Source organism: Crossiella cryophila, from assembly GCF_014204915.1.
GTDB lineage: Bacteria > Actinomycetota > Actinomycetes > Mycobacteriales > Pseudonocardiaceae > Crossiella > Crossiella cryophila.
Window position 1 is genome coordinate 4,504,112 of sequence record NZ_JACHMH010000001.1, and the last position, 14,489, is coordinate 4,518,600.

The 14,489-nt window shown below is 71.5% G+C and carries 10 protein-coding genes; 8 read left to right on the plus strand and 2 right to left on the minus strand.

All coding sequences use genetic code 11. The annotated features are described in order from the left end of the window. The first annotated feature begins 10 nt into the window (after positions 1 to 10). From HNR67_RS20200 to HNR67_RS20225, 6 genes are read left to right on the plus strand one after another with little or no spacing between them, the layout of a single operon-like run. Positions 11 to 346 (plus strand): hypothetical protein, encoded by a 336-nt coding sequence (locus HNR67_RS20200; protein WP_185003798.1) that lies wholly within the window; start codon positions 11 to 13, stop codon positions 344 to 346. Beyond that, entirely contained in the window at positions 346 to 708 is a 363-nt protein-coding gene (locus HNR67_RS20205) for a GPW/gp25 family protein (protein WP_185003799.1), read from the plus strand. Before HNR67_RS20200 ends, HNR67_RS20205 begins: the two co-directional genes overlap by 1 nt. Next, positions 705 to 3,422: a putative baseplate assembly protein gene (locus tag HNR67_RS20210; RefSeq protein ID WP_185003800.1), complete on the plus strand. Its 2,718-nt coding sequence runs from the start codon at positions 705 to 707 to the stop codon at positions 3,420 to 3,422. The genes HNR67_RS20205 and HNR67_RS20210 overlap by 4 nt, the downstream gene beginning before the upstream one ends. After that, the gene (locus HNR67_RS20215; RefSeq protein WP_185003801.1) at positions 3,419 to 6,613 is read left to right on the plus strand and encodes a putative baseplate assembly protein; all 3,195 of its coding nucleotides are present in this window, start codon (positions 3,419 to 3,421) and stop codon (positions 6,611 to 6,613) included. Before HNR67_RS20210 ends, HNR67_RS20215 begins: the two co-directional genes overlap by 4 nt. Further along, positions 6,610 to 8,802: a hypothetical protein gene (locus tag HNR67_RS20220; RefSeq protein ID WP_185003802.1), complete on the plus strand. Its 2,193-nt coding sequence runs from the start codon at positions 6,610 to 6,612 to the stop codon at positions 8,800 to 8,802. Before HNR67_RS20215 ends, HNR67_RS20220 begins: the two co-directional genes overlap by 4 nt. Positions 8,803 to 8,813: 11 nt before the next feature. After that, a complete protein-coding gene (locus HNR67_RS20225; RefSeq protein ID WP_185003803.1) occupies positions 8,814 to 10,268 on the plus strand; it encodes a DUF6519 domain-containing protein in 1,455 nt (484 codons plus the stop codon). Positions 10,269 to 10,283: 15 nt separating this feature from the next. Here HNR67_RS20225 and HNR67_RS20230 read toward each other — a convergent pair whose 3' ends face one another. Then, the gene (locus HNR67_RS20230; protein WP_185003804.1) at positions 10,284 to 11,051 is read right to left on the minus strand and encodes an SDR family NAD(P)-dependent oxidoreductase; all 768 of its coding nucleotides are present in this window, start codon (positions 11,049 to 11,051) and stop codon (positions 10,284 to 10,286) included. Between the two features lie 123 nt (positions 11,052 to 11,174). Here HNR67_RS20230 and HNR67_RS20235 point away from each other — a divergent pair, with 123 nt between their 5' ends. Further along, entirely contained in the window at positions 11,175 to 11,798 is a 624-nt protein-coding gene (locus HNR67_RS20235) for a superoxide dismutase (RefSeq protein WP_185003805.1), read from the plus strand. Between the two features lie 56 nt (positions 11,799 to 11,854). Here HNR67_RS20235 and HNR67_RS20240 read toward each other — a convergent pair whose 3' ends face one another. Further along, a complete protein-coding gene (locus HNR67_RS20240; RefSeq protein WP_185003806.1) occupies positions 11,855 to 13,063 on the minus strand; it encodes an aminotransferase class V-fold PLP-dependent enzyme in 1,209 nt (402 codons plus the stop codon). Between HNR67_RS20240 and HNR67_RS20245 the strand changes: the two genes are divergently transcribed. Beyond that, positions 13,062 to 14,447, plus strand: a complete 1,386-nt coding sequence (locus tag HNR67_RS20245; RefSeq protein WP_185003807.1) for an aminotransferase-like domain-containing protein — start codon at positions 13,062 to 13,064, stop codon at positions 14,445 to 14,447. The two genes, HNR67_RS20240 and HNR67_RS20245, sit on opposite strands and share 2 nt — an antisense overlap. The last annotated feature ends 42 nt before the right edge of the window (positions 14,448 to 14,489 follow it).

Genomic DNA, 14,489 nt, shown 5'->3' on the forward strand with positions numbered 1-14,489 from the left:
GGGAAAATCCATGCCAGGACTACTGTTCCACGCCGGTGCGGTGCTGACCTGCGGGCACGCCGGGCGGGCCGAGGTGACCAACCCGGGCCAGATCCGGGTGCGGGTCAACGGTCAGCCGGTGGCCACCTCGGCCGCGCGGATCATGGTGACGGGGTGCCCGATCGTGCCGCCGCCACCGCCTTGCACCATGGTGGACTGGAAGGGCGTGGCGGTCCGGGTGCGTGCGATGGGCGCGCCGGTGCTGTTGCAGCCCACCCCCGCCGGCCCCGGTCCGGCCATCTGCAACGGGCCGCCGCCGGTGAACCCGCTCGTGCTGTCCGTGCAGGCCCGGGTCAGGGGGCTGTGATGTACGTCGACTTCCCGTACCAGATCGACCACCGCGGCCGCACCGCCGAGACCAGCCACCCCGACCACGTGCGCGACCTCATCGAGCAGCTGCTGTTCACCACACCGGGGGAGCGGGTCAACCGGCCGGACTTCGGCTGCGGACTCCTGGAACTGGTGTTCGCGCCGAACAGTCCCGAACTGGCCGCCACCTTGCAGGCCAGCACCCAGGCCGCGTTGCAGCGTTACCTCGGCGATGTGCTCACCGTGATCGAGCTGACCGTGCTCGCCGAGGAGTCCACGATCAGCGTCACCCTGCGGTACCGGCTGCTCAGCACCGGCGAGATCCAGACCGAGACCATCGAGGGGAGCGTGACCCCATGACCGAGACACTCCACTATGGACAGACACGGCGAGCCAGGCTGCGCGCCTCCGGTCGCAACGGCCTGGACGCGGTCGAGGTCGACGAGACCGGTCTGGTGCTCACCGTGCTGCTCTACGGCAAGGCCCCCGAGGACCTCGGCCCCGAGCACTTCCGGATCACCGGCGGCAGGCGGATCACCGGCATCCGGGTCCGCACCGCCGAACTGCTCTCCCCGGAGGACCCCGACCTGGAGGACCGGGTACGGCTCAACCTGGACCGGGTAGGGGACTTTGCCACTTACACCCTGCACGCGGTCACCGCCGGACCCGACGGCGTGCCCACCGGACAACCGCATCCCGCCTTCGACCCGCGCTACGCCAGCCTGGACTTCTCGTTCAAGCAGCACTGCCCGACCGACGCCGACTGCAAGCCCGGCGAGAGTTCACAGGGGACGGACCTGCCGCCCGCGATCGACTACCTGGCCAAGGATTATTCCGGATTCCGGCAGCTGCTCCTCGATCGGCTCAGCCTGACCGTGCCGGACTGGCGGGAACGCCGCGTGCCCGACCTCGGCATCGCACTGGCCGAACTGCTCGCCTACACCGGCGACCGGCTCAGCTACAAACAGGATGCGGTGGCCGGCGAGGCATATCTGGACACCGCGCGCGAACGCATCTCGGTGCGCCGCCACGTCCGCCTGGTGGACTACCCGATGCACGACGGCTGCGCGGCCCGCACCGCCGTGCACCTCCAGGTCGACCGCCCGATCCAGCTCAACCCCGGCGAATTCCGGTTCATCACCCTGAAACCAGGGATCCTGCCCGGCCAGGCCGCGGTCACCGAGGCCCAGCTCCGCGCCGCGCACGTGCCCGACGGCAGCTACGAGATCTTCGAGCCGCTCACCCCGGACGGCCTGTGCCTGCACGAGGCGCACAACCGGATCTCGCTGTGGACCTGGGGCGGCGAACAAACCCTGCTGCCCCCTGGCACCACCTCGGCGACCCTGTGGGACTGCGATCTCCAGCTCGCCCCCGGTGATCTCCTGCTGTTCGAGGAGATCACCGGCCCGGCCACCGGTCGTCCCGCCGACGCCGACCCGGCACACCGCCAGGTGGTGCGGCTGACCGGGGTCACCCCGGCCGTGGATCCGCTCTACGACAACGAACCACTCCTGGAGGTCAGCTGGGATCGCGCCGACGCGCTGACCTTCCCGCTGCTGATCGCCACCGACCGCGAACCCGGCTGCCCGCCCCTGGAGGTCAGCGTGGCCCGCGGCAACCTGGTCCTGGTCGAACACGGCCGGTTGCTGCCCCGCGAGCCGATCACCGTGCCCGCGCCGGTGCTCAAGCGCGGCCCGGTCACCCAGCACGCCGCCTTCGGCGCACCGGAGATCGTGGCCGAGCAGCAGGCCAGACTGGTCGCCCGCATCCCCGCCCGCGCCAGGGGATTCGTCCGCGAGCTGTGGGCCAAGGTCCGCGACGGCGGCACCCTCACCGAACCGGAGACCACCCGGCTCACCGTCCTGTTCGGACGGAAGCCACTGGCCAGGCTCGGCAGAGACCCACTGGGCACCCTGGTCCGGCTGCTGTCCGACTTCGACGAGTTCCTGGCCGCCAAACTGCGCCGGATCAACGTGCTCACCCGCCGCGCCCGCCGCGGTGTGGTGCTGGATGAGGGCATCGCCTGGGAGTTGGAGCAGAGCTGGGGCGAGGGCTGCGAACTCGACCCGCGCCGCCCCGAGTTCCTCGGCCCCCTCGCCCGCAACCTGCCCACCGACCCGCGCACCGCACTGCCCGCCGTGCTCCTGCGCGATGAGGACGGCAACACCTGGACCCCGCGCCGGGATCTCCTGGACAGCGGCCCGGCCGACCGGCACTTCGTCGGCGAACTCGACGACGAGGGCCGCCTGCACCTGCGCTTCGGCGACAACCGGCACGGCCGCACACCCCGCACCGAGGACAACCTCACCGCCGAATACCGGATCGGCAAACCAACCGCGGGCAACGTCGGCCGCGACACCATCACCCGCCTGCTCACCCGGCAGCGCACCATCGCCGGGATCAACCGGGTCCGCAACCCGTTGCCCGGCAAGGGCGGCACCAACCCCGAACCGGTCAGCCAGGTCCGCGACCGGGCCCCGGTCGAACCGACCACCCGGCTGCTGCGTGCGGTCACCGCCGAGGACTACGCCACCCTGGCCGGACAGGTCCGCGGCGTACAGCGGGCCGCGGCCGCGCTGCGCTGGAACGGCAGCTGGTACGAGGCCCAGGTGGCGGTGGACCCACTCGGCCAGAGCGAACCACCACCCGAGCTGCTCGACACCGTGCGGGACACCCTCCGGCACTACCGCAAGATCGGCCACGACCTCCAGGTCGGCGCCGCCCAGCTGGTACCGGTGGACGTCGCACTGGAGGTGTGCGCGGAAGCCAACCACGTCAACGCGCACGTCCGGGCCGCCCTGCTGAAGGCGTTGGGCGGCAACGGATTATTCCACCCGGATAACCAGACCTTCGGCGAACCCGTACGGGCCGGCCGGATCATCGCCACCGCCGCGGCCTTGCCCGGGGTGCGCGGCGTCCGGCTCACCAGGCTGCAACGCCTGTTCGCGCCGCCCGCCGGGGAACTCGACCGCGGACTGCTGCCACTGGCCGCACTGGAGGTGGCCCAGCTCGACAACGACCCCGCCCGGCCGGAGAACGGCCGCCTGACCGTGACTGTCCGAGGTGGACGATGACCGGCAACCCCATCCACAACCGGACCGGCCTGGCCGCCATCGCCCACCGGATCGGCACCCACCGCGGTCTCCTCGACGCGGCGAAGAAGAAGCTGTCCGCGCATCCCGCGCTGGACCCGTTGACCGCCAGGGACACCGACGATTTCAGCATCGCGCTGCTCGACGGCTGGGCCTGCCTCGGCGAGGTGCTCAGCTTCTACACCGAACGTTTCGCCAACGAGGGCTACCTGCGCACCGCCACCGACCCCGAGTCGATCCGGCTGCTTGGCCGCCTGGTCGGCCACCAGCCGCGGCCCTCGGTCGGCGCCAGCGCCTACCTGTCCTACACCATGGCCGACGGCACGGACACCGTCCTGGACGCCGGGAACCGGGCCACCAGCAGCGCGGTCGGCACCCCGCCGCAGAGCTTCGAGACCAGCGTGGACCTGCGGGCCAAGGCCGACTGGAACGACCTGGGCATCCGCCGCTTCCAGCCAAGGGACCTGGCGATCAGCGAGATCCCGGCCCTGCCGCGGATCGAGGTCGACGGCGTTGACGCCAACATCAGCGGCGGCAACCGGCTGCTGTTCGACTTCGGCGCCAAGAACCCGCCGATCCTGCGCACCGCCATCGGCGCCCGCCCGCAGCCCGAACTCGGCTACACCATCATCGACTTCCAGCCGCCGGACCCGCGCCGCGACTACCAGAACGGCCTCACCGCGCTGATCAACGCGGTCACCACCGCCAGGGACCCGCGCAACAAGTTCACCACTGCCGTCACCGAGACCCTGCTGACCCCACTGGGCGCCGAACTCCCCGGCACCGCCGAGCAGGACCTGCGCCGGGTGCTGCACAGCGCGATGTACCGGATCCCGGAGATCCTGGCCGTCGGCCGGGCCAACGTGCTCGCCCCGCCCTACTGGCTGGACCGGCTGGAAGCCGTGCTGCTGGCCGGGCACAACGCGCTCCGGCTGGCCGCCATCGTGCTCGGCGACCGCTACCCGCCCGCCGATTTCGCCTTGTCCGCGGCCAAAGCGGCCGCGGCGGACTGCCCCGTCGACGAATGCCCGCCGCCCCCGCCGGAGGACCGGCCGGAAACGGTGGAGGGCCTGGTGCGGTTGCTGCCCGCGCTGCGCACCCCGCCCTCCCAGCCGCCGCCCGGGTCCGCCGAACTCGACCGCGCCGTCACCGACGCGTTCAAACCCGCCTCCGACACCGGTGTCCGGGTGCTCACCGCTGCCGACCCGAGCCTGACCTCCGTGCTGTACCAGGCATGGGCGGACCTCGACCTCACCCCACCGTCCACAGTGGAACGACTGTGGGTGTTCCGATCGAGTTGCTCCCCGTTCGGCCTCACCCTGCCCACCCCGCCGAGCAGCGGCGAGGTGCACCTGGCCGACGAACCCAAGTACGACCCGATCGGCGCCGGGGAACCCACCGAACTCGCCCTGGACGCCCAGTACGACACCATCGCCCCGGACAGCTGGCTGGTACTGGAACGCCCGCCGGTCGGACCCGCCGAACTGGTGGTCAAGGTGCGCAAGGTGGAGAAGCGGGTGGTTACCTTCCAGGACTACTCGGCCACCGTCACCGTGCTCACCCTGGACCGCCCGTGGCGCACCGACGCCAGCACCGTGGCCCAGGTCCGGCTCACCGCCGTGCGCTTCCAGGCCGAACCGCTCACCGTGCTCGGCGACCCGATCCTCGGCCCGGTCGGCGGCGGGAAGCTCGAACTCGACCGGCTGCACCGGGATCTGACCACCGGTCGCTGGCTGATCGTCGCCGGTGAACGCGCCGACCTGCCCAACGGGATGCGCGGGGTCACCGCCGCCGAACTGGTCATGATCGGCGGCGTGCAACAGGGCGCCGACATCGACATCCCCGGCGAACGTCCACACACGACAGTCATCCTCGCCGTGCCGCTGGCCTACAAGTACCACCGCTCCACGGTGCGGGTGCACGGCAACGTGGTCGAGGCCACCCAGGGCGAGACCAGGTCCGAGGTGCTCGGCAGCGGCGACGCCACCGTGCCCAACCAGCGATTCACCGTGCGCGGCAAGCCGATCACCTGGCTGCCCAGTGAGACCCCGCTCGGCGCGAGCAACACCCTCGCCGTGCGGGTGGGCGGAGTCCGCTGGCGGGAAACCGAACTGCTCGGCGACCTCGGTCCGACCGACCTGGGCTACGTGACCAAACCCGTCGCCGACGGGGCCACCGCGGTGCTCTTCGGCGACGGTCACCACGGGGCCAGGGTGCCCACCGGCGCGGAGAACGTCACCGCCGGCTACCGGATCGGCGCGGGCGAGGCCGGTAATGTGCCGGCCGGGAAGATCGACCAGCCCGCCACCCGACCCGCCGGGGTGGACGAGGTGGTCAACCCGATCCAGGCCACCGGCGGCGCGGCCGCGGACGGACCGGCGGACGCCCGCCGGGTGACCCCGTTGCGCACCATGGCCCTGGACCGCCTGGTCTCGGTCGCGGACTACCAGAACTTCACCCAGGCCCGCGCCGGGATCGGCAAGGCCAGTGCCACCGCGCTCTCCGACGGCCGCCGCGAGGTCGTGCACGTGACCATCGCCGGGGTCCGGGACGCGCCGATCGCCCCGCACAGCGGGCTTTTCCGCACCCTGGCCGCCTCACTCACCCGCTTCGGCGAACTGAACCTGCCGGTGGTCCTGGCCGTCCGGGAACTCACCGTGCTGGTCCTCGCCGCCGGGGTCAAGGTCCGGCCGGAGTACGAATGGCCCGAGGTGGAGGGCAGGCTGCGGGCCCGGCTGCTCGACCGATTCGGTTTCGCGGCAAGGGAACTCGGCCAGTCGGCGCACCTGAGCGAGGTGGTGGCGACCATGCAGGCGGTGCCCGGTGTCGACCACGTGGACGTGGACGCCTTCAGCGGGGTGCCGCACCAGATCGGGCCACGCGAGATCGGCCAGATCGCCCGCTACCTCGACCAGGTCCAGGACACCGTGCCCGCCGAGGCGGCCAGGCTGGACCACCACGAGCACGAGGTCCGCTACGGCGACTCGCTCACCGGCATCGCCGAGACCTGGTCGCTGTCCCTGGACGCCCTGGCCGCGCTCAACCCCGAGCTGACCGGCATCGACCTGGTCACCGGTTCGAAGGTGCTGGTGCGCCAGGAGATCCGGCCCGCCCAGCTGGCCGTGTTCACCCCCGGCGTGCCGGACACGCTGATCCTGCGGAGGATTCGATGACCAGCAACGACCGGTTGTTCCAGCTCCTGCCCGGCGTCTACCGGCGCCGGGACGCCGAACGCGGCGACCAGCTGCGCGCACTGCTGGCGGTGATCACCGAACAGGCCGACCTGCTCGACGCCGACCTGGATCTGCTCTACCGCAACTGGTTCATCGAGACCAGCCAGGAATGGGCGGTGCCCTACCTCGGCGACCTGGTCGGCTACCAGCCGCTGCGCGGCCCCGGCGAGGAACTCCCACCGGAGCGCGCCGCCGCGCTGCTGGCCGCACTGGCCCCGCGCCGCGACGTGGCCGACACCATCCGCAACCGCCGCCGCAAGGGCAACCTCGCCCTGCTGGAACAACTCGCCGCCGACGTCGCCGACTGGCCTGCCCGCGCGGTCCAGTTCTCGGCTCTGCTGCACGGAACCACCCCGGTCCGGTTGTACACAGTGGACGAACGGGCCAACCGAGGCCGACGCCGCCGGGGCCGTCTCGCCGATCTCCGGCACGGCGACGCACTGGACCGGCACGGCAACGACCCCGCCGTGCGCGCCGCCGGACTGCCCGGCCCCTTCGACACGCTCAGTCACACCGTGCGCGTCTCCCGCCCGGATTCCCGCTATCGCCGCGGTGGCCCGAACATCCCCGACGTCGGCTTGTTCGTCTGGCGGCTGCGCCCGTACGCGGTGACCAAGGCCCCCGCGTACTGCATCGAACGCGCCTACCACCACTACACCTTCTCCATCCTGGGCAACGACCTGCCACTGATCGCCAAACCGGTCCCCGAACCCGGTGGCACGCACATCGCCGAAGAGGAGAACGTGCCCGCGTTCCTCCGCCGTCGCGCCTTCGCCGAACGCCTCGCCGACTACTACGGACCCGGCAAAAGCCTGTGCGTGTACCGGGATTCCCCGGACAACCCGGTGCCCCTGGCCGACGTCGTGGCCGCCGATCTGTCCGGTTGGAAGTACCGCCCGCAACGCGGTCAGGTCGCCATCGACCCGGTGCTGGGCCGGATCGCCTTCGCCAGCCGCGGCGCACCCGAATCGGGTGTCTGGGTCACCTACCACCACGGCTTCTCCGCGGACCTGGGCGGCGGCGAGTACCACCGCGGGATCACCAAGCCGCCCAAGCACATCAAGCGCTACCCGGTCGGACCAGGCGGCGCCGAACGGATCATGGACGCGATCGGGCAGTGGCAACAGGAACGCGCCAAGCACCCACAGGCGATCATCGAGATCACCGACAACGGCGCGTACCAGGAACAGATCGACATCCCGTTGCTGCCGGGGGAGAAGCTCACCATCCGCGCCGCCGAGGGCCGCCGCCCGGTGGTCCGGCTGCTCGACTGGTACAGCAACCGCCCGGACGCGTTGCGCATCGTCGGCACCGCACCCATGACCGACACCGACGGCTGCTGCCCGGCCCCGCCGGAGTTCACTGTGGACGGTCTGCTGATCACCGGCCGCAGCGTGCGCGTCTCCGGTCCGATGGGCCCGGTCCGGTTCCGGCACTGCACCCTGGTGCCCGGCTGGTCCCTGGACGAGCACTGCCGCCCGGCCTTCGAGGAGGAACCCAGCCTCGAACTCATCGACACCACCGCCAGCCTGGCCCTGGAACACTGCGTCGTCGGCACCATCCGGGTCAGCCAGAGCGAAACCCGCACCGAACCCGTGCGCATCCACAGCACCGACAGCGTCATCGACGCCACATCGTCCACAGTGGACGCGGTCACCGGACCGGACTGCCGCCCGGCGCACGCGGTTTTCTCCGCCATCCGCAGCACCGTCATCGGCCGCACCCGGGTGCACCAGCTCGGCCTGGTGGACAACGCCATCCTGCTCGGCGAGACCTGCGTTGACCGCCTGGCCGAAGGCTGCCTCCGGTTCAGCTGGATCGAACCCGGCTCACGCACCCCGCGTCGCCACCAGTGCCAGCCCGACGTGGCCCTGGCCGACAACCCACCGGAGGCCGAGTTGGTGACCGCCAGGATCCGCCCGCGCTTCACCAGCCTGCGCTACGGCGAACCCGGCTACGCCCAGCTCGCCCTGGACTGCGCCGAGGCCACCCGCCGCGCTGCCGACGATGCCAGCGAACCCGGCGTCTTCCACGACCTGTTCCAACCGCAGCGCGCGGACAACCTGCGCACCCGGATCAACGAGCACCTCCCGGCCGGCTGCGAGGCCGGAATCATCTTTGTCAGCTAAGGGGATCGACCATGCACGGCGACTTCTCACGGGTCACCTTCCACGGGGCCAAGCACTACACGGCCGTTCTCGCCCAGCAGGGCCGAGTCACCCTGGACGCCGACCTCAACGAACAGACCACCATCGTCCAGCGGCAACTCCGCGAACTCCTGACCGACCTGCTCGGCCCGCACGGCGGTCCGCAGGACAACTGCGGCTTCGCCATCACCTTCCCGCTGGACCCCACTGGCCAGCCCCGGCACGACGACCTGACCATCGGCCCCGGCCGCTACTACGTCAACGGCCTGCCTGCCACCAGCCCCGGCACCACCTTCTGGACCCAGCCCGACGCCTACCTCGACCAGGTCGCCGACCGCACCAAACTCCCCGACCCGCCCTACCTGGTCTACCTGGACGCGCGGGAACGCCTGGTCACCGCCATCCAGGACCCGGCCCTGCGCGAGGTCGCCCTGGGTGATCTCGCCCCGGACACCAGCGTGCGCAGCAGGCTGAGCTGGCAGGTGCACGCCGTCCGCCAATTCCAGGCGGGTGCCACCGTCATCCCGCTCACCGACGTCACCGGCACCCCCCAGGAAATCGCCGACAAGCTCAAGGACAAGTGGACGGCCTGGCAGAACGCCCGCGCCAACCGCCCGGTCGGTTTACGTGCCAGGGCCCAGCGGCCCGCCGACGCGCACGAGAACCCGTGCACCGCCGACCCCGAATCGCGCTACCGGGGCCTGGAGAACCAGCTCTACCGGGTCGAGATCCACCGCGGCGGCGTCGCCGGACCCGACCTGCCCGCCACCTTCAAGTGGTCGAGGGAGAACGGCTCGGTCACCTTCCCGATCGCCCGCGCCGCGGGCAACCGGGTCCAGCTCACCCGCCCCGGCCGCGACCACAAACTGGCCCTGGACGTCGGCGACTGGGTGGAGGTCGTCGACGACGCCCACACCGCCCGCGACACCCCGGCCAAACTGCTCCAGATCACCGCCGTCGACCCGGACCGCCAGGGCCTGACCCTCTCCGGCCAGCTCACCACCACCGGCCTCAACCAGGCCCGCCACCCCTACCTGCGCCGCTGGGACCAGCGTCCTGCCGAACCCCCGGCCACCGACCCGCTCACCCCTGCCCCGCCCAAACCCCACCGCGCCACCGACAACGCGATCACCCTGGTGGAGAAGACCTGGATCGCGCTGGAGGACGGGGTGGAGATCGAGTTCAGCGAGGGCGGGCGGTACGAGTCAGGGGACTACTGGCTGATCCCGGCGCGGGCGATCACCGGGGATGTCGAGTGGCCGGAGGAGGGGCGGCAGCCGGTCGCGCTGCGGCCGCACGGGCCGGAGCAGCACCTGGCGCCGCTGGCGTTCGTGGCGCCGGACCACACCGTGCACAACACCCGGCGGCGCTTCACCGCCGGGGCCACGCCGTTCCCACTGGAGAGCCCGGAGGCGGAGAACAAGGCAACGCGCCGTCCCAGGGGCTGAGCGGCGCTCACCCGCTCAGTTGCTGACCGAGCGGACCAGGCCACCGTCGACCAGCAGGTCCTGGCCGTTGACGTAGCTCGCGCCCGGCGAGGCCAGGAAGGCCACCGCCTCGGCGACCTCCTCGGCGCGGCCGAAGCGGCGGGCCACCGTCTCGCTGCGCAGCACCGCGGAGATCGCCGGGCCGAGGGTGGCCTCGTTGAGCATGTCGGTGTTGATGTAGCCGGGGCTGACCGAGTTGACCCGGATCTGCCGCTCGGCCAGATCGGCGGCCAGGGTGCGGGCCAGGTTGTGCACGGCGGCCTTGGTGGCGCTGTACAGGCTGGTCTCCGGCTTGCCCCGGTGCATCGACGCGGAGCAGTTGATCACGATCGAGCCGCCGTTGCGGAACAACGGCAGGGCCTTCTGGATGGTGAAGAAGACGCCCTTGAAGTTGACGTCGACCACGCAGTCGAAGTCCTCCTCGGTGAACTCCTCGGTGCGCTTGAACACCCCGGTGCCCGCGTTCGCGAAGAGCACGTCCACCCCGCGGAACTGGGTGCGGACCTGCGCCATCAGCGCGTCCAGGTCCGACAGCACCGCCGAATCGGCGCGGATGGCCAGCACCCGGTCCACACTGCCCAGGTGTCGCCGGGCCGCGGCCAGCCGTTCCTCGCTGCGGCCGGTCACCACCACCCTGGCACCCTCGCGGACCAGCAGTTCGGCCGTGGCCAGGCCGATGCCACTGGTACCGCCGGTGATCAGTGCGACCTTGCCCGTGAAACGTCCCCGCTCATCGGTGCCCACCTGGCAAGCATATCGATCTCCTGATACCGCGCATGACCGACGTCACATCGGGTTGACCTCCAGCTACCTGGAGGTTGTGAACTGTGATCGAGAACTGACGGTTTCGAGGGAAGAGACAGACCCATGGCTCAGTACGTGCTGCCGGAGCTGGACTACGACTACTCGGCGCTCGCGCCGGCGATCAGCGGCGAGATCAACGAGCTGCACCACTCGAAGCACCACGCCGCCTACGTCAAGGGCACCAACGACACCCTGGACAAGATCGCCGAGGCCCGGGACAAGGGCGACTTCGGTTCGATCGTGGGCCTGGAGCACACCCTGGCCTTCAACCTGGCCGGGCACGCCATGCACGTGGTGTGGTGGAAGATCCTCTCGCCCAACGGCGGGGACAAGCCCACCGGCGAACTCGCCGCCGCAATCGATGAGGAGTTCGGCTCCTTCGACAAGCTGCGGGCCCAGCTCAACGCGGTCTCCACCACCATCCAGGGCTCCGGCTGGGGCGTGCTCGCCTGGGACCCGATCGGCCAGCGGCTGATCACCCAGCAGCTCAAGGACCACCACTCCAACCTGTCGATCGCCACCACCCCCCTGGTCGTCTTCGACGTGTGGGAGCACGCGTACTACCTGCAGTACCGCAACGTGAAGGCCGACTACATCAACGCCCTGTGGAACATCGTGGACTGGGCCGAGGTCGGCAAGCGCTTCGAGGACGCCCGCGCCGGCCGCAACGGCCTGCTGCTGCCCTGAGCCACCGGGTGACCCGGGCGCGACCCCCAAGTGCGCGCCCGGGTCACCACCGGCTCTCACCTGGCCAGTTCGGCCACCATCGCCGTCACCCTGGCCACCTCCTCGCCGGTGTTGTAGTAGTGCGGCGACAGGCGCAACGCCCACTCGACCTCCTTGTCCCGGAAGTCGAACTGGGCGAACTCGCGGAAGCTCAGCGCCGAGTTCACCCCGCGCAGGTCCATGGCGGCCTTGAACGGCTCCGGCTCCCAGCCCGCCAGGGTGAAGGTGACCATCGCGGACAGCCGCGGCCCGCGATCCAGCACCCGCACCCCAGGCAGCCCGGCCAGCCGGTCCCGCAGGTCCGCGCCGAGCGCGGGGGAGTAGCGCTCGACCTCGGCCATGCCCACCCGCAGCGCGTACCTGGCGGCGGCCGCGCAGCCCAGCAGGGTGGCGTACGGGAACTCCCACTCCTCGAACCGCGCCGCCGAGTCCACCGGCTCGTACCGGCCCGGCTCGGTCCATCGGGCGCCGTACATGTCGATGAACAGCGGCTCGTAGCCCGCGCGCAGCACCCGGTCGGAGACGTAGAGGAACCCGGAGCCGCGCGGCCCGCGCAGGTACTTGCGGCAGGTCGAGGACAGCAGGTCGCAGCCGATCTCCTCGACGTCGATCTCGAACTGGCCGATCGTCTGGCAGGCGTCCACCAGGTACAACAACCCCAGCTCCCGGCAATGCCGCCCGATCTCCGCGATCGGCTGCACCAGACCCGAGTTGGTCGGCACGTGCGTCACCGCCACCAGGCGCGGCCGCCGGGTGCGCATCAGCTCCACCATCGCCGCCACGTCCACACCGGTGCCGTCGGCGTGGTCGGGGGCGTGCACCACCTCGACGCCGAAGCGCTTGCGCAGGGCCAGGAACGCGATCTGGTTGGAGACGAAGTCGTTGCGGGTGGTCAGGATGACCTCGCCGCGCTCGAACGGGATCGCGGACAGCGCCTTGGTGTAGGCGTGGGTAGCGCTACCGGCGAACGCGATGTTCTCCGGGCGGCAGTTGATCAGCTCGGCGAGCGCGGCGTGGAAGTCCCTGACCTGCCCGGCCCGCGCCGCCGACGCCTCGTAGCCACCGATCAGCGATTCCAGTTCCAGGTGCTCCCGCATGGCCGCCAGGACCGGCCGGGCGAGCAGTCCGCAGCCCGCGTTGTTGAAGTGGATCACGGACTCGCAGCCGGGGGTGTCCGCGCGTAGCGCTGCCAGATCCAGCGCGATAGCGCTATCGTTACCTCTCATGTCCGAGAGTAGCACCGTTGACTGGCTGGCGGACCGGTTGCGGATCGAGATCGCCGGTCTCGCGCCAGGGGATCGCCTGCCCACCAGCCGGGAGCTGGTGCGGCGGCTCGGGGTCAGCCCGGTGAGTGTGAGCCGTGCGGTAGCGCTACTGGCCGCCGAGGGCGCGGTGGTCACCCGGCCGGGCACCGGCACCTTCGTCGCACCCCGCCGCGCCGCCCCGGTGCGCGGTGACACCTCCTGGCAGACCGTGGTGCTGCCCAGCCGCCCCGCCGACCCGCTCACCGCCACCGACCTGCTCAGCGCACCCCCGGACGGCACCATCACCATGGCGGGCGGCTACCTGCACCCGTCCCTGCAACCCACCCGCGCCCTCTCCGCCGCGCTCACCCGCGCCGCCCGCCGCCCCGACGCCTGGGACCGCGCCCCGTCCAGTGGTCTCGCCCCACTGCGCACCCTGTTCGCCCGGATGGCGGGCGGCGACCTCGGCCCGGAGGACGTGCTGATCACCGGCGGCGGCCAGGGCGCCCTGGCGATGGCCTTCCGCGCGCTGGCCGTCCCGTTCAGCCCGGTGCTGGTGGAATCCCCGACCTACCAGGGCGCCCTCGCCGCCGCCCGCGCCGCCGGACTCACCCCGGTCCCGGTGCCACTGGACGCCGACGGCATCCGTCCCGACCTCCTGGCCGAGGCCCTGCGCACCACCGGCGCCCGGCTGATCTACCTCCAGCCCGGCTGCCACAACCCCACCGGCGCCGTGCTCTCGCCCGAACGCCGCCGCCAGGTCATGGAACTGGCCCGCGCGTCCAGGGCCTTCGTCATCGAGGACGACTACGCCCGGCACCTCGGCCACGGCACGCCACCCCCGCCGCCACTGGTCGCCGACGACCCGGACGGCACCGTGGTCTACCTGACCTCGCTGACCAAACCCACCGCGCCCAGCCTGCGGGTCGGCGCGCTGATCGCCCGCGGCCCGGCCCTGGCCAGGCTGCGTGCCACCCGCCTGGTGGACGACTTCTTCCTGGCCCGCCCACTCCAGGAAGCCGCACTGGACCTGCTCAGCAACCCCGCCTGGGACCGGCACCGCCGCACACTGGCCGCCGCGCTCAAGGACCGCTGCGCCACCCTGGCCACCGCACTCGCCCGCGAAACTCCACAGTGGACAGTGCGGGCCCCGGTCAGCGGCCTGCACCTGTGGCTGCGCCTGGACACCGAGGAGACCGGCATCGTGCGCGCCGCCCGCGCCCAGGGCGTCACCGTGGTCTCCGGCCGCGGCCACTTCCCGGCCGAACCCCCGGCCCCGCACCTGCGACTGAGTTTCGCCGCAGCGGCCGACCTGGCCGAACTCACCGAGGCCGCCCGCGTATTGGGCAGGGTCGCGCAAGACTGACGGCCCCCGGAACAGGAACCGGGGGCCGTCAGGGAAAAGCGC